At 62.7% G+C, this 15,243-nt stretch carries 13 protein-coding genes; 7 read left to right on the top strand and 6 right to left on the bottom strand.

All coding sequences use genetic code 11. The features are described 5' to 3' along the window. Positions 1–48: 48 nt before the first annotated feature. Positions 49–1,044 carry a nucleoid-associated protein gene (locus tag ACHZBF_RS17615; RefSeq protein WP_321529152.1) on the bottom strand — a complete coding sequence of 332 codons (996 nt, stop codon included), beginning with the start codon at positions 1,042–1,044 and terminating at the stop codon, positions 49–51. 318 nt (positions 1,045–1,362) lie between these two features. Here ACHZBF_RS17615 and hslV point away from each other — a divergent pair, with 318 nt between their 5' ends. From hslV to ubiB, 6 genes are all read left to right on the top strand, one after another. Further along, entirely contained in the window at positions 1,363–1,908 is a 546-nt protein-coding gene (hslV, locus tag ACHZBF_RS17610) for an ATP-dependent protease subunit HslV (protein WP_321529151.1), read from the top strand. Positions 1,909–1,920: 12 nt separating this feature from the next. Next, complete coding sequence (hslU, locus tag ACHZBF_RS17605; RefSeq protein ID WP_029132153.1) at positions 1,921–3,249, top strand: ATP-dependent protease ATPase subunit HslU; 1,329 nt, start codon at positions 1,921–1,923, stop codon at positions 3,247–3,249. Between the two features lie 11 nt (positions 3,250–3,260). Then, entirely contained in the window at positions 3,261–3,626 is a 366-nt protein-coding gene (locus ACHZBF_RS17600; RefSeq protein WP_029132154.1) for a gamma-butyrobetaine hydroxylase family protein, read from the top strand. Positions 3,627–3,832: 206 nt separating this feature from the next. Then, positions 3,833–4,582 (top strand): bifunctional demethylmenaquinone methyltransferase/2-methoxy-6-polyprenyl-1,4-benzoquinol methylase UbiE, encoded by a 750-nt coding sequence (gene ubiE / locus ACHZBF_RS17595; protein WP_029132155.1) that lies wholly within the window; start codon positions 3,833–3,835, stop codon positions 4,580–4,582. A gap of 15 nt (positions 4,583–4,597) precedes the next feature. Continuing rightward, positions 4,598–5,230: a ubiquinone biosynthesis accessory factor UbiJ gene (locus ACHZBF_RS17590; protein WP_037374626.1), complete on the top strand. Its 633-nt coding sequence runs from the start codon at positions 4,598–4,600 to the stop codon at positions 5,228–5,230. After that, positions 5,227–6,882: a ubiquinone biosynthesis regulatory protein kinase UbiB gene (gene ubiB, locus ACHZBF_RS17585; protein ID WP_029132156.1), complete on the top strand. Its 1,656-nt coding sequence runs from the start codon at positions 5,227–5,229 to the stop codon at positions 6,880–6,882. The genes ACHZBF_RS17590 and ubiB overlap by 4 nt, the downstream gene beginning before the upstream one ends. Positions 6,883–6,927: 45 nt before the next feature. On the opposite strand, the gene ACHZBF_RS17580 is transcribed toward ubiB, so the two are convergent. From ACHZBF_RS17580 to ACHZBF_RS17570, 3 genes are all read right to left on the bottom strand, one after another. Then, on the bottom strand, positions 6,928–8,310 hold the full coding sequence (locus ACHZBF_RS17580; RefSeq protein ID WP_321529150.1) for a DUF3999 domain-containing protein: 1,383 nt from the start codon (positions 8,308–8,310) through the stop codon (positions 6,928–6,930). After that, complete coding sequence (locus tag ACHZBF_RS17575; protein ID WP_321529149.1) at positions 8,307–11,033, bottom strand: DUF2339 domain-containing protein; 2,727 nt, start codon at positions 11,031–11,033, stop codon at positions 8,307–8,309. Before ACHZBF_RS17575 ends, ACHZBF_RS17580 begins: the two co-directional genes overlap by 4 nt. A gap of 199 nt (positions 11,034–11,232) precedes the next feature. After that, a complete protein-coding gene (locus tag ACHZBF_RS17570; RefSeq protein WP_321529148.1) occupies positions 11,233–12,693 on the bottom strand; it encodes a formylglycine-generating enzyme family protein in 1,461 nt (486 codons plus the stop codon). Positions 12,694–12,808: 115 nt separating this feature from the next. Here ACHZBF_RS17570 and ACHZBF_RS17565 point away from each other — a divergent pair, with 115 nt between their 5' ends. Then, complete coding sequence (locus ACHZBF_RS17565; protein WP_029132157.1) at positions 12,809–13,933, top strand: 6-phosphofructokinase; 1,125 nt, start codon at positions 12,809–12,811, stop codon at positions 13,931–13,933. Here ACHZBF_RS17565 and ACHZBF_RS17560 read toward each other — a convergent pair. Both ACHZBF_RS17560 and ACHZBF_RS17555 read right to left on the bottom strand, forming a co-directional pair. Further along, the gene (locus ACHZBF_RS17560; RefSeq protein ID WP_321529147.1) at positions 13,930–14,478 is read right to left on the bottom strand and encodes a DJ-1 family glyoxalase III; all 549 of its coding nucleotides are present in this window, start codon (positions 14,476–14,478) and stop codon (positions 13,930–13,932) included. The two genes, ACHZBF_RS17565 and ACHZBF_RS17560, sit on opposite strands and share 4 nt — an antisense overlap. Continuing rightward, on the bottom strand, positions 14,424–15,242 hold the full coding sequence (locus tag ACHZBF_RS17555) for a divergent polysaccharide deacetylase family protein (RefSeq protein ID WP_321529146.1): 819 nt from the start codon (positions 15,240–15,242) through the stop codon (positions 14,424–14,426). Before ACHZBF_RS17555 ends, ACHZBF_RS17560 begins: the two co-directional genes overlap by 55 nt. Position 15,243 lies beyond the last annotated feature (1 nt).

The raw sequence follows: 15,243 nt of genomic DNA, 5'->3' as shown, positions 1-15,243 counted from the left end.
CCAGAGTATGTCGTAACGATACCCGATCATTAACAATCGACCCGTCGACTACTCCTCGACATGCCCCAACAGCTGGCTGCGCAACATCTTCGGCAGGCCGGTAATACTCAGGGTATCGGTTTCGGCCTGATAGTGTACCCGCTTGTTCAGCTGATGGGAGGAGAAGCTGATCGCCAGATCCCGCTCCCGACCGGCGAACTTCACATAGCGCTGCAGGCTCCTGCGGTCCAGCAGCAGAGGCCCGCCGCCCTCCGGCAGATGATCCGCCAGATAGCTGGAAAAGGCCGCCGCGTCTACCCCGTCCAGGGCCTGGGAGAGTCCGCTGATGGCGACCGGGGCATCCTGCAGATCCTGTTCGACACAGTAGCCGACCACCTGGCTGCGAAAATCGTTTACCTGCTCCTCGGGGAGTTTCTGCGAAAAGGTCTCGATGCGTTCGAGAAAATCCCGCGTGGCCGCCGCCTTGTCCACGCCGGCGCTGAAGCCGACCAGTTGCTGCAGCAGTTCGGCCATGCCCTTGTTCCGGGAGGGACTCATGGAGAGGTAGGCACCGCCCTCGCCGTCGCGCCACTGGGTCAAATCCACCTTCAACGCCATCATCGAGGCGCCAAAATCCAGCGTCAGTACCGGCTCCACCTCCTGCCGCTCATTGATCCGGTTGGCGATACGCTGGTTGACGACAAACAGATAGACTGCCTGCTGCTCATACTGCTGTTCCATGAACAGGATCAGATGCCCGCGCAGCTCGCCGCCCTGCTCCAGGAGCAGTTGCAACAGCTGTTGGGCCAACTGTTCGCTGAATCCGACAAAATCCTGCCTCTCTCCAGCCAGTTGCTCCAACCAGTGGCCCAGACCGCACTGCAGGGATTCATCCGAGAAACGCCCATGTTCACGATTGATACGGCTCAGATAGGCCCGCTTCAGGTCCGCGGCAAGCGTCTCCAGCGGTTCATCGACGGCCAGTTCCGAGGCGCGCAGACGCAGCACCGGTGCGCCGCTCTCATCCGGATGGATCTGATGGGTAATGCAGTGGGTGATGGCCATTTCTACTCCGCGAACAGGCCAGAAGCCTGGCTGGTTTATCCGTTTGAATCGAAAATCACTGGGAGCGAATCAAATCAGGTTTGTAGGGTGGATAAGCCGGTAGGCGCATCCACCATTGCCGCGGTGGATGCGCTGTCGCTTATCCACCCTACAAAAGTACATTATCGAATTGACGTAGTACTCCTCCGGCTCGGCGCGGATTATACCCATAAAACCGCAGGACCGGAGTTCCCGTGACATTAGCCTTGAAATTGGCGGTTATTCTCCCCATGTTGGATCGGTTAGAATAGCGATTACTAATATACAAGGGGCAGTGCAGTGGAGCCGATCAGGGGCACAACAATTCTCTCAATCCGCCGCAACGGCAAGGTGGTGATCGGTGGCGACGGTCAGGTCTCCATGGGCAACACCGTGATGAAGGGCAATGCCCGCAAGGTGCGCCGGCTCTACAAGAACCAGGTCCTGGCCGGTTTTGCCGGCGCCACCGCCGACGCCTTCACCCTGTTCGAACGCTTCGAGGCGAAGCTGGAGAAACACCACGGTCACCTGATGCGCGCTGCCGTCGAACTGGCCAAGGACTGGCGTACCGACCGCACCCTGCGCAAGCTCGAAGCACTGCTACTGGTGGCGGACAAGACCGCCTCACTGATGATCACCGGGCTGGGCGATGTAATCGAGCCGGAAGACAACCTGATGGCCATCGGCTCCGGTGGCCCCTTTGCCCAGGCGGCGGCCAAGGCCCTGCTGCACAATACCGATCTCGGCGCCCGGGAAATTGTCGAGAAGGGTCTCGGCATCGCCGCCGATATCTGCGTCTTCACCAACCATAACCTCGTCATCGAAGAACTCGATGCGGAAGAGTAATACCGGAACATCATGCCTGAATTGACCCCCCAACAGATCGTTCATGAGCTGGACAAGCACATCATCGGCCAGTCGGCGGCCAAGCGCGCCGTCGCCATCGCCCTGCGCAACCGCTGGCGGCGCAGTCAGGTCGATCCCGAGATGCGCAACGAGATCACCCCGAAGAATATCCTGATGATCGGCCCCACCGGGGTCGGCAAGACCGAGATCGCCCGGCGACTGGCGAAGCTGGCCAACGCCCCGTTCATCAAGATCGAGGCGACCAAGTTTACTGAAGTGGGTTACGTCGGGCGGGATGTGGATTCAATCATCCGCGATCTGGCCGACTCGGCCATGAAGATGGTACGCGAGCAGGCACTGGAGAAGGTCCGGGACCGGGCCGCCGACGCCGCCGAGGAGCGGATACTGGATGCCCTGCTGCCACGTCCCACCAGCTGGGAGGGCGACAGCGGCAGCGCGGCGGGGGCCTCCACCCGGGACAAGTTCCGGGTCAAGATCCGCAACGGCGAGCTGGATGAGAAGGAGATCGAGATTGAGGTCTCCGGTGCCAGTCTCGGCGTGGAGATCATGGCGCCGCCGGGCATGGAGGAGATGACCAGTCAGCTGCAGGGGCTGTTCCAGAACATCGGCGGCGGACGCACCCGCAAGCGCAAGCTGCGCATCAAGGACGCCCTGCGCATCCTGCAGGACGAGGAGGCGGCCAAGCTGGTCAATGACGAGGACCTGAAACTAAACGCCCTGGAGAAAGTGGAACAGCAGGGCATTGTATTCCTGGACGAACTGGACAAGGTGGCAGCCCGCTCCGAGCACGGCGGACCCGACGTCTCCAGGGCGGGCGTTCAGCGCGACCTGCTGCCCCTGGTGGAGGGCTGTACCGTCTCCACCAAGGCCGGGATGGTGCGCACCGATCACATCCTGTTCATCGCCTCCGGCGCTTTCCACCTGGCCAAACCGTCCGACCTGATACCCGAACTGCAGGGCCGCCTGCCGATCCGGGTGGAGCTGGACGCGCTGACCACCGGGGATTTTATCCGCATCCTGACCGAGCCGGATGCCTCCCTGACCGACCAGTATATCGCCCTGATGGCCACCGAAGGGGTCAAGCTTTCCTTTACCGAAGAGGGCATTCGGCGCATTGCCGAAGTGGCCTGGCAGGTGAACGAGGGCACCGAGAACATCGGCGCACGCCGCCTGCACACGGTCATGGAGCGGCTGCTGGAGGGGATCTCCTTCACCGCCACCGAGGTGCCCGGCAGCAGCGTGACCGTCGATGCCGCCTATGTAGACAACAACCTCTCCGAGCTGGCTTCGGATGAGGACCTGAGCCGGTTCATCCTGTAGGAGTAGATGAGATGTCCAAACACGTACCCACCGAACTGAATCTTCACCAGCACTCCCGCGTACTCGAAGTCAGCTTTGACGACGGCGCCAAATTCGAACTCCCGTGCGAATATCTGCGGGTCTTCTCCCCCTCCGCCGAGGTGATGGGGCATGGTCCGGGGCAGGAGGTGCTGCAGCTCGGCAAAGAGGACGTGAACATCGCCCAGATCACCCCGGTGGGCAACTATGCGGTGGCCCTGCACTTCGATGACGAACACAATACCGGCATTTACTCCTGGGAGTATCTCTACAGCCTCGGTATCAATTATGAACAGAACTGGCAGAGCTATCTCAATCGCCTGGAAGCGGCCGGGCACAAGCGCAAGGCGGCCAACTGAGACAGCGTCCGTGTCGGCGGCGGCCAGGCCGATGGTTGCAAAAATCAACCTGTAGGAGGCCCGCCCCCGGGCCGATTCGCGGCGGGGCGCCGCTCCTACAGGCAGGGCATTTACCGCCCGTTTGTTCCTGAATCGGCGAAAAACCGATACACTCTGCCCATTCAGCAGTCACTGCATCCACCACCCAATCTGTTCAAGGCAGCAACATGACGGAGAATAATTCCACCCACTTTGGTTTCGAGACCATCAATGCGCGGGAAAAAGCCCAACGCGTGCGGGCCGTTTTCGACTCGGTGGCAACCCGTTATGACCTGATGAACGACCTGATGTCGTTCGGCATCCATCGGCTGTGGAAACGCTTTGCCGTGGAGCTGGCAGGCATCCGCCGCGGCCAGAAGATCCTTGATCTGGCCTCCGGTACCGGTGATCTGGCGGCCCGTTTTGCCGGGCTGGTGGGTCCCGAGGGCCTGGTGGTGATGACCGACATCAACGCCGCCATGCTCAACCAGGGGCGGGTACGCATGGCCGACGAGGGCCTGGTGGGCAACGTGCTGTACACCCAGGTGAATGCCGAGCACATTCCGTTCCCCGACAACAGCTTCGACTGCATCACCATCGCCTTCGGCCTGCGCAACGTCACCGACAAGCAACAGGCCCTGAATGAGATGGCCCGGGTATTGCGGCCGGGCGGCCGGGTACTGGTGCTGGAGTTCTCCCACCCCCAGGGCAAGCCGCTGCAGAGCGCCTACGACCTCTACTCCTTCAAACTGCTGCCGAAAATCGGCAAGGTGGTCGCCAACGACGAGGCGAGCTACCGTTACCTGGCCGAATCGATCCGCATGCATCCGGACCAGGAGACCCTCAAGGCAATGATGGAGCAGGCGGGCCTCGAGCGTTGCGACTACCACAACCTGACCGGCGGCATCGTCGCCGTCCATCGTGGTTTCAAACTGTAACCGGGACAGCACAGAATGAGCCTCTCGGGAGTTGCCACTGCCGGCCTGGAACAGGCCCTCAATCAATATCTGAATCTGGACCCGGCCGCCTCGGCAAAGATGGCCCGGCTGCACGGCAAGGTGATCGCCTTCGAGCTGGCCGGTCTGGGCCAGACCCTCTATCTGATACCGGGGCCGTCAGGGGTGCAGATTTTCTCCCGCTGTGAGGACGAACCGGACTGCACCCTGCGTGGTACCCCACTCGCCCTGGCCCGTATGGGCAACCAGAAGGCCAGTTCCGACCAACTGTTCTCCGGCGCGGTCAAAATCAGCGGCGATACCGAACTGGCCCATCAATTCGGCAAGATCCTCGGCGGCATGTCCATCGACTGGGAGGCGCAGCTGGCCCACTATACCGGCAGCCTGGTGGCCGGGGATGTGGCCGGGGTGTTCCGGAATATGTCCGACCGGGGCCGACGCGCCCTGGATAGCCTGGAGTTGGACTTGCAGGAACTACTGCAGAAGGAGCTGAAGATTCTCCCGGAACGGAGCGAGGTCGAACAGTTCCTGGCCGATGTGGATGAACTTCGAGACGGCATCGAACGCCTGGAGGCGCGGCTGGCCTTGCTGGAATCAAACAAAAACAAACCGCACGAGGAGTCCCGGTGATCCGTCCCGCCGAAGCGCTGCGCCTGCTGCATATCAACTGGGTGCTGTTGCGCCACGGTCTGGACGAGGTGATCCTGGCCACCCACCTGTTCCGCCCGGTGCGTTTCCTGATCTACCTGTCGCCGTTTTACTGGCTGCGGAGAAACCGCCTGCCCGCCTACCCGGTGCGCATGCGCCAGGCGCTGGAGGATCTGGGGCCGATCTTCATCAAGTTCGGCCAGATCCTCTCCACCCGCCGTGACCTGCTGCCGGCCGACATCGCCGACGAGCTGGCCAAATTGCAGGATGCGGTACCGCCCTTCTCCGGCCAGCAGGCCCGGCGCATTATCGAACAGGCGTTTGGCCACCCGATCGAGGATGTACTGGACTCATTCGACGAGAAACCCCTCGCCTCGGCCTCCATCGCCCAGGTGCATACTGCCGAGCTGAAGGACGGCCGCAAGGTGGTGGTGAAAGTGCTGCGCCCGGATATCGAACGGGTGATCCGCCGCGATGTCGGACTGCTTTATATCATTGCCGGCCTGGCCGACCGCTACTGGAAAGATGGCCGCCGCCTGCGTCCGGTGGAAGTGGTGCGGGATTATGAGAAGACCATCCTGGATGAGCTGGACATGCAGCGCGAGGCCGCCAACGCCGCCCAGCTGCGGCGCAACTGGGAGGGCAGTGACATTCTGTTCGTACCGGAGATCTACTGGGAGTACACCCGCACCAATGTGCTGGTGATGGAGCGCATCCACGGCATCCCGGTGGGCAATATCAAGGCCCTGAAAGCGGCCGGTATCAGCATGGAACAGCTCGGCACCCAGGGGGTGGAGATCTTCTTTACCCAGGTGTTCCGGGACAACTTCTTCCATGCCGACATGCACCCGGGCAATATTTTCGTGGAGCCGGGTGGTCGCTATATCGCAGTGGATTTCGGCATCGTCGGCTCCCTCACCACCGAGGACCAGCGCTACCTGGCGGAGAACCTGCTGGCGTTCTTCAACCGCGACTACTACCGGGTGGCGGAGCTGCACGTGGAGTCCGGCTGGGTGCCCAAGGGGACCCGGGTCGAGGAGTTCGAGTCGGCCATCCGCTCGGTCTGCGAGCCGATCTTCAACAAGCCCCTGAGTGAGATCTCCTTCGGCCACTTCCTGCTCAACCTGTTCCAGACCGCGCGCCGCTTCGACATGGAGGTGCAGCCCCAGCTGGTGCTGCTGCAGAAGACCCTGCTGTATATCGAGGGGCTGGGCCGTCAGCTCTATCCGGAACTGGACCTGTGGGCCACCGCCAAGCCGTTCCTGGAGCGCTGGATGAAGGAGCAGGTGGGACCCAAGGCGTTCACCCGCAAGCTGAAGAAGAACCTGCCGCAGATGACCGAGTATGCCGCCGACATGCCGATCCTGCTCTACAAGGTGCTGCGGGACGCCTCCGAGGGGCGCCTGGAACTGAACTGGAAATCGGCCGAGCTGGAACAGCTGCGCAAAGATGCGCGGCGCCACCAGCGCCATCTGCTGGCCGCCATCAGCGGCGCCAGTCTGCTGCTCACCGGCACCCTGCTGCTACTGCTCGGTCCCGGTCAGCTGCTGCCGGCCACCGCTGTCACCTCGACCGGCCTGGGCCTCTCCGCGCTGGGCGGTTTTGCCCTGATCCGCACCTGGTTCAAGGCCTGAATCCTCAGCCACTGCTTCTTGTCGGCCACTCGGGGTCCGATCCCCTTACGCACTCGGTTTAATCATCTGCCGCAACGTCGTCCAGGCCATCCAGCCCAACAGCAGGGTGGCCAGGACCAGTACCCCCCAGAGCGACCACTGCTTCCAGTCATACACCCGTTGCGGGGTCAGTGCAGCGGGGCCCGCCAGGGCAAACGCTTGTCCCGCCGTGATCTGCTCGCTCACCAGCCGTTGTTGTTCCGACTGGCTGAAGCCGCTCAGCAACGACCCCGGCGGATTCGGTCCGGCCAGGACGCTGCCGTAGGCGAGCAGGAACGGACCCTCACCCCGGGCGGAAAAGCGCAACTGGTGGGGAATCCAGCTCACTCTGAGCAGGGGGTTCTGTTCACCCAACCCGCCACCCGCGGCATCCACCAGCAACCGCCAGTAGCGGTCATTGACGCGGCCGACACTAAGGGCGGTCTGCTCCAGGGGCGTCCCCTGCACCAGCAACCGGTAGATCGTGCCTTGGCTGCGACGTAGCCAGGGTGCGTCTGTCGTGGCCCGTGAATAGAGGGTCGCACGGGTAAGGGTATTGGGTTCCGCCGGCAGCAGATCCATCCTGTTGACCGGCAGAGGGCCGGGGATCTCAAACAGGTACTCGCCCGCCTGCTCACCCCTGTGGATGGTCTCAATCACCGCTTCTTCCTGGGGCCGGGCGGCCGGGCTGCTGTCAATCATCACCGCATCAATAGCGGAAAGCTCCAGCGGCATATCGCCCTCGGCCGGTGTCAGCCGGAGAAAGCGTTGCGTCTGCCCGTTCAGCTGGATCTCCGCCTTGACCAGGCGCTCGCCGGCATACGCAAGATCGGCCATTACCGCCGGCACGGCAACCGGGCGCCACTGATCCAGGTCGTCACTCTGCTCCAGTTTCAGCCGCTGTATGAAACCCTGTGGCGGTTCAGGCCAGAGCAGTTGCAGCCGCTGGATGGCCGGCCGCTGATCACCCTGCCAGAGCTGCAGCAGATAGCCGCGCAACACCTCGTCGCGGGTGCGCTGAATCTGGTGCTGCTCCAGGCTCATTGACCCCGCGGGGTTGCTGCGGCTGATCCGCATGGAGAGCAGCTGCAGATCCGCCTCCCGGCTGCCGTAGAGCGGAAACAGGGCCACCGGCTGGCGCCGTTCCCGGCCCGGCAGCTGGAGCGTCGGCAGCGACAGCTCATGGGGTAACAGATGGCCCTTGCCATTAAACAGCCGCAGATCGCCCAGGTCGGCCCGGCTCACCCCCTGATAAACGGCCAACGGCAGTGGCAGTTGATAAAGCGGACTCCCGGTGCCCGGTTCAAGCTGGATACCCCACGCGAAATCCCCCTTTTCCAGCTCGCGGGGCGATTCGGCAAGGAGCGCGCCGCAGGACAGCAGTGCCAAAATCAGGCAGAAAAATCTCATACCTCCTCCTTGCTGGTCCACTCGGCCTCGACAATCCGGCGCGGCGGTGCCGGCGAGAAGTAGCCGACGATCAGCAGCAGCAGCCCGACCCCGATAAAGGCAACAATACGGGCCACGGTGCCGGTATTGGAGAGATCCACCAGGAACAGTTTAAGCACCACCAGCCCCATCAATCCGGCCCCCGCCAGCCAGAGCGGCCGACGACCAGTGCGGGTACCGGCCAGCATGCTGCCGAGTCCAAGGGTCGCCCAGAGTACCGCAATGGCCGCTTGCAGCACCTGGGAACGGAACAGCAGATCGGGGGCGAACGGTACACCACCCCAGTGATGTACCGCGCGTACCACCATACCGTTGAACCAGAAGAACAGGGCCACCCCGAGGCCTGCGAAGTAATATCCGGCCTGTACACCCCGCTGCTCCAGCCAGTCGCCAATGCGTTGCCACCACTTGAGCAGCAGCAACAGCACCGCCAGGATGGTCAGGTCCAGGGGATTGAGTACCGGCAGATAGGCGATCGGCCAGGGGTTGCCCGGACTGACGGCATTGGCCAGCATCGCCCAGCCCAGCAGATAAACCGCCAGCGGTGCCATCACCTGGATGTTATAGATCAGGATATGCCGCTGCACCGGCCAGGCCAGGCGCTGTCCGATGGTCAGCAAGCCAAGCGCCAGCACCACCGGCACGGCACCCCATGGAATCATCTCCCACAGGTGGTTGCCGGCAACCGCTTGATCCAGCCGCCAGGACGCCTCGGTCGTGAGCAGGAAGGTCAGCAGCCAGAAACTGCCGCCGTGCCAGAGTGGCCGGGCACTGAACTCCCGGGCATCCAGCCGATATAGCAAACGGTACTGGACCGCAAACGCCAACAGCCACCCGACTGTAACCGCGCCGACCAGCGGGTGGGGCTCATCCAGCCAGAGCCCCAGCGCCACCACCGCCAGGGCCGGCAGCAAGCCAAGTGTGATCCACCAGATCCGTGCCCAGGGCAACCGCACCCGCAGCCACTCCCCCAGCAGTGCGGTTAGCGCCAGCAGGGCCAACAGCCAGGCCCATTCATCACTGCCGGAGGAGAAGCGATCCAGCTCCTGGATACCCGCAGCCAGCCACCAGGTCACTCCCCAGAGGAAAAACAGCGGCGGCGCCCATCCTTCGTAGGATGCGCGCTTGTCCGCATGCCGATCCAGGTAGAAGGCGGTAAACAGCCCACCCAGCGCAATCAGGGCAGCCCCCAGGAAGTGGCTGTTGAGCAAGGGCAGCGCATCGCTGATCCAGCGACTGTCTTCCAGGTAGAGCAGTCCCGCCAGAAGCTGCAGTGCCAGACCAAACAGCCGCGGTAACCGCCGCTCCTGGCGGATGCCGATCCAGATCATGGCGGCCCCCTCCAGCGCCCAGAAGGCGGAGCTGAGCCGGCCCTCCAGCGCAAACGGGATGGCCAGGGTGGCAAACACCACGCCGGTACCAAGAAAAATCTCCGACAGCATGCGTAACGCACTGCCACCCCGCTTGAACAGCAGGGTGGCCAGCACGATATAAAAAGCACCCAGGGCGATGGCGCTGAAAGCCAGTCCGTATTCCATATCCCTGACCAGCGCCGCCTGCAGGGCGGCCGAGACCAGCGGCACGCCAAACACCAGGGTGCCGTCCACAACGCCCTTCAGGTTGGGAGGTTGTCTGAAGGCAAACAGCACGGCAATGGCCGCATACATCAGGAAAAAGGCGATCAGGAAGGGTTCGGTGCTGGTGAAGAATTCGGGACGGTAATATTGATAGCCCCAGAGTGAGGCGATCACAAAGGTAAAGCCAAAGCCGACCAGATTGAGCAGGCGCCAGGCTTTGAACCAGGCGATCGCCAGCACGCCGCCATTGAGCAACAGGTAATAGCTGAACAGGGCCACGTGGCTCCCCTCACCGGTGGAGGTGAGCACCGGGGCCAGAAAGCCGCCGGCGCTGGCCAGTATGGCCAGCGAACTGGCGTTCTGCAACAGGGCCAGCAGGGCGCTGAGAACCACGAACAGCAGCAGCAGACCGAAGGCCACCGGTGCCGGCATCAGGCTGTAGAGGCGAAGTGCGGAAAACACCGTGAGATAGAGCAGGCCCACGGCACCGCCCTGCAATGCCAGCCCATAGAGCACCCGTCGGCTACGCAACCGCCAACCCAGGATCAGCATTCCCATGCCGGCGACCGCCACCCCCATCAGGCGGAACTCGATTGGCACCCAGCTATGCTCGGCGACGTACTTGAGCAGAAAGGCGACACCGAAAAAGAGTACGATCACCCCTACCCGGACAATCAGGTTGCCGCCGGAAAAGTAGTCCCGGACCAGGGCCGTCAATTTGTCGAAAATATTGGCCGACGTCCGGCTTGGCTGTCGCTTGACCTGCCCGCCCGGCGGGCCAGGCCGGGCTCCCGATGCCGCAGGCGCCTCCTCCGCTAACTCCAGCTCGAAATCGAGCTCCTCGGGCATCTGCCGCCCGGCCTTTTCCGGCTCAGACGCCTGCTCTGCCGCCCCTGCGGCCGTTGCCGCGGGCTGGACCGGTGGCGGTGCACCGCGCAGCAGCACTGTCCGTAGCCGTATCACCTCCTGCGACAGCCGCTCAAGACGCTGCCCCTGGCTATAGGCCGTACCCAGCAGAAAGCCGATCAATGCGCCAAATACCGCCGCCTCAAAACCGAGAGCCCCGATGGCGATCACGCCACCGAGTAATGCCAGGATATAGGCCATGAACACTCCTCTGTTGGGTAAATTCTGTTGTGGTAAAAGGTACCACGAAGCAACACGTTATTTTTTGAACAGCCGCAGGAAAGGCCCGGTCGCCAGGTGGGTTGACTGCCACGACCACCGGGCATCCTCCACACCTGATACAAAACCTTGTTATTGTGGGTCGCGGCAAAGCAGCGATGCGGCTCCGGAAAAAACCGTTTCAGTCGTCCAGCTCCCGCACCAGGCGGAAACCGGTGTCATCACTGCGCCGGGTGGGAAAATCCCTCCAGCGGTTGGCCGAGCGCACCTCTTGCACGGGAAAACTCCAGGCACCGCCGCGGATGACCCGCTTGCCGCACTCCCCATCCCCGGCCGGGGTGTCGTTGCCGGTCTCGGCGGAAAAATTGTCCCTCCAGCAATCGGCCACCCACTCGAAGACGTTGCCGGCGGTGTCATGCAGGCCGAAGGGGTTGGGCGGAAACCGTCCCACCGGGGCACTCATCTCGCTCTCCCAAAGACTGCCGCAATCGGCGCAGTTGGCACGGCTGGGCAGGACTTCATTACCCCACCAGAAGCGGCTGCTGGTGCCGCCCCGCGCGGCATACTCCCACTCCGCATCGGTGGGCAGGCGGTAACGCTGCCCGGTGCGCCGGCTCAGCCACTCGGCGTAGGCATTGGCGTCTTCCCAGGAGACATTCACCACCGGCCGGCTGCCGCGCCCCCACCCCTGGTCATCCGGCTTGCCACGTCCGGTATCGTCACAGAACTGGTCGTACTCCCGAAAAGTCACTTCATAGATGCCGATGGCAAAGGGCGCAAGCCGGATCTTTACCGGGGGCTTTTCGTCGCTATCACCATCTCCCTGCAGATCGCCCCGGGAGAAACTACCGCCGCCAATGGCAATCATCTGAGGCCCCAGCGAACCGTCCCGCATACTGTCCTGAATCAGGTCGGCCGGGTTAACCCGCAGCACAGAGAGAAAGCGGGTGCGCTTACCGGAGTGGTTAACCCGCAACGCCAAACGGCTGAGATGGGCAAATGGTATCTCCAGGCGGCTCCCGAAACGGGTTTCAACGGTCACTGCAGGCTGGGTGAATTTTCCCTGGACTATTTCGCCGTCATTGCTGGTGATCTGCGCCAGATAATCCTCACCCTCGTTCAGAGACACCACGTCCAAGAGCTGTATATCAGAAGAATTGGTGATTTTCAGCCCGTCCCGACTGGTCATCAGTAACTCCTCCGATATCACCCGGGTGGAAAAGTTGTCATCGTTTTGGGTAATGACGATATCGGGCGCTCTATAGATCTTGGGCCTGAGGGTACGGTGGGCAAACTGAATCTCCCGGATCTCCTCCACAGCCACCGGCAGTGTCGGATCCAGCACACGCAGCATGGTCAATTCACGCTCCTGTAACTCGCCACTGAAGCGGTCACCAAAATGGGTGGTGATACGGTCCGGCTCGCCATCGTCGCCCAGCAGCAAACGCGCCATCCGCGCGTAGGGGATGGACACCACACCATAATCCGTCTTCAACGTGAAGCGCGGCTGCGCCACCGTGCCATTGTAGATATCACCGTTCTTCAGCGTCACCACATCATACCCGGTGGTATTGGCGTAGCCGGCAGTGCTCAGAAATACCATCTGCAACAGAACGTACAGGGTAACGAATCGCAAGGACATCAATACCTCCCTGGCTTTTATTATATTGTGCCGACCGGTGGGTTCGCTTCTGCTGTTGGCGCACATTATTTGTTATCTTGTCATAAACCGATTTGACTAATCCAGGATAAAAACAGTGAGTAAACGGGTAGGTATATTGACCGCCGGGGGTGACAGTCCGGGACTTAATGCCGCCATTCGCGGCGTCGGCAAGAGTGTGCAGGGTCATTACGGCATGCAGATGATCGGCTTTCGCGACGGTTTTCGCGGCCTGATGGAGAACCGCTCCATGCGCCTGGACGGGGACCGACTGTCCGGCATACTGACCCTGGGTGGCACCATCCTCGGCACCAGCCGCGACAAGCCCCACCGCATGCTGATGGACGGCAGACCCACCGACATGACCGAAACCATTGTCCGCAGTTACCGGGAGAACCGACTGGACGTGCTGATCTGCCTGGGCGGCGGGGGCACACAGAAAAATGCCCTGCACCTGAAGCAGCAGGGTCTCAACATCATCACTCTGCCGAAGACCATCGATAACGATGTGGCCTGTACCGACACCAGCTTCGGTTTCGATACCGCGCTGGGCATCGCCACCGAGGCGATCGACCGGCTGCACAGCACCGCCCACAGCCATCACCGGATTATCGTCGTGGAGATCATGGGACACCGGGCCGGCTGGCTAGCCCTGGGCGCCGGGATCGCCGGCGGGGCCGATGTGATCCTGCTGCCGGAGATAGCCTATGACATCCAGCGGGTCGCCGAGGCCATCCGCCAGCGGGTACGGCACGGCAAGAGCTTCAGTATCGTGGCGGTGGCCGAAGGCGCCCGCTCGCTGGAGCAGACACTCCTGATCCGGGCCGCCGAAGAGCAGAAACAAGCTGCCCGAAACAAGAAGGAGAAACGCCGGGCAAAACAGCGGCTCGCCACACTGGAGGCGGACCACCTAGGCAATCACACGGTACAGCTTTCCGAGCAGCTGGAGCAACTCACCGGCCTGGAGAGCCGGGTTACCATCCTCGGCCACGTACAACGGGGCGGCGCGCCGTCAGCAGCCGACCGGTTGCTGGCCACGCGCCTGGGCAGCGCCTGTGCCGACCTGGTGGCCGGGGAGCAGTACGGGGTGATGGTGGCCGCGGCCGGGGAGCAGGCGGTCCCGGTACCGCTGGAGGAGGTGGCGGGACGCAAAAAACTGGTGCCGCTGGATCATCCCTGGATCGTCAGTGCCAAACGGGTCGGCACCAATCTGGGCGATTAGCGGACCAGTCCGGCCTCCACTTCGTCGCGTTTCTCCCGGCCCGCCAGGGCCTCGATCAGTGCCAGGGCAAAATCTATTGCGGTGCCGGGTCCCCGGGAGGTGATCACTGGCCCATCCCGGACCACGGCAGACGAGCCAACCCGAACATCGTGCAGCTGCAGGCTCTCCAGCACTCCCGGGTAGCCGGTCGCCTGGCGGCCTTTCAGCAGCCCCGCATTGGCCACTACCTTGGGCGCCGCGCAAATGGCGGCGATAAAGCCCCGATCCGCCGCCACCCGCCGCAGCAAGGCGTGAATCCGCGGATCCCGATCCAGGTGATCGGCACCGGGCAGTCCACCCGGCAGTACCACCATGTCGAAGGGCTGATCCAGCACCGCGTCCAGCAGCACATCCGGCTGCAGTACAACGCCGCGGCTGGCCTTGACCGGCCCCGGCTCGAGCCCGGCGCTGACCACCTCCAGGCCGGCCCTTCTCAGCAGATCAATAATGGTTACGGCTTCGAGCTCTTCGCAACCGTGGGCGAGGGGGACGAGGATGCGTGCCATAGCGTTCTGCTCCTTTGGTACTCAATCATTTCCGAGGCTGGTATCAGCCGGATACCCGCTGACGTCAACTCCCCCAGCCGGCGCGCCAGCACCTGGGTGGTTTCGGGATAGGGGTGTCCGATACCAATCGCATAGCCCTGACGCCGGGCGCGCTTCAGCAGTTGGACAAACTGCCGGTCAATGGCTTCAAGGCTGCGGTCATTGTCCAGAAACACGTCCCGGCTGGCACTCGGCACGCCATACTCCAGCGCCAGCTGCCGGGCCACCGTCGCCAGGGTGGTGCGGCTATCGACGAAGAACAGATCACCCCGCTCACGCAGCCCCTGCATCAGCCAGGCCATGGCACCGGGATGCCGGGTCAGCAGGCTACCCATGTGATTGTTGAGTCCCCGGGCATGGGGGATGGCATTCAGGTTGTCAATCAGGGTGCGCTTGAAGGCGGCCTCGGTCATGTGCAGGGTCAGTGCGCCGGGACCAAGCCGATTACCCTCATGGGATTGCATCGGCAGATGCAGCATCACCTCCTTGCCCGAGGCATGCGCCTGCTGTGCCAGCCGGTCGGCATGTGGGGTGTGGGGCAGGAAGGCGTAGGTGACCGGGCCGGGAATGGCCAGGGCGGCATCACCCCAGCCCCCGTGATTGCCCATATCGTCAATAATAATGGTGATCACCGGCTGGGGCGACTGCCCCGCCGGCCACACCGATACGGAGAGGCCCAGCAACAGCAGCAGGAGTGTCAGCTGAGGCACCTTTCCGCGGCCCATC

Origin of the sequence: Sedimenticola selenatireducens (assembly GCF_963675335.2) — a bacterium.
GTDB classification, from domain to species: Bacteria; Pseudomonadota; Gammaproteobacteria; order Chromatiales; family Chromatiaceae; genus Sedimenticola; species Sedimenticola selenatireducens.
This window is presented reverse-complemented; position numbering and strand designations above follow the sequence as displayed.

What these genes read in the sequence shown, in the direction of transcription:
- ACHZBF_RS17615 (WP_321529152.1), bottom strand. Translation starts at nt 1,044, where the DNA reads ATGGCCATCACCCACTGCATTACCCATCAGATCCATCCGGATGAGAGC.
- hslU (WP_029132153.1), top strand. Translation starts at nt 1,921, where the DNA reads ATGCCTGAATTGACCCCCCAACAGATCGTTCATGAGCTGGACAAGCAC.
- ACHZBF_RS17600 (WP_029132154.1), top strand. Translation starts at nt 3,261, where the DNA reads ATGTCCAAACACGTACCCACCGAACTGAATCTTCACCAGCACTCCCGC.
- ubiE (WP_029132155.1), top strand. Translation starts at nt 3,833, where the DNA reads ATGACGGAGAATAATTCCACCCACTTTGGTTTCGAGACCATCAATGCG.
- ACHZBF_RS17590 (WP_037374626.1), top strand. Translation starts at nt 4,598, where the DNA reads ATGAGCCTCTCGGGAGTTGCCACTGCCGGCCTGGAACAGGCCCTCAAT.
- ACHZBF_RS17580 (WP_321529150.1), bottom strand. Translation starts at nt 8,310, where the DNA reads ATGAGATTTTTCTGCCTGATTTTGGCACTGCTGTCCTGCGGCGCGCTC.
- ACHZBF_RS17575 (WP_321529149.1), bottom strand. Translation starts at nt 11,033, where the DNA reads ATGGCCTATATCCTGGCATTACTCGGTGGCGTGATCGCCATCGGGGCT.
- ACHZBF_RS17570 (WP_321529148.1), bottom strand. Translation starts at nt 12,693, where the DNA reads ATGTCCTTGCGATTCGTTACCCTGTACGTTCTGTTGCAGATGGTATTT.
- ACHZBF_RS17560 (WP_321529147.1), bottom strand. Translation starts at nt 14,478, where the DNA reads ATGGCACGCATCCTCGTCCCCCTCGCCCACGGTTGCGAAGAGCTCGAA.
- ACHZBF_RS17555 (WP_321529146.1), bottom strand. Translation starts at nt 15,242, where the DNA reads ATGGGCCGCGGAAAGGTGCCTCAGCTGACACTCCTGCTGCTGTTGCTG.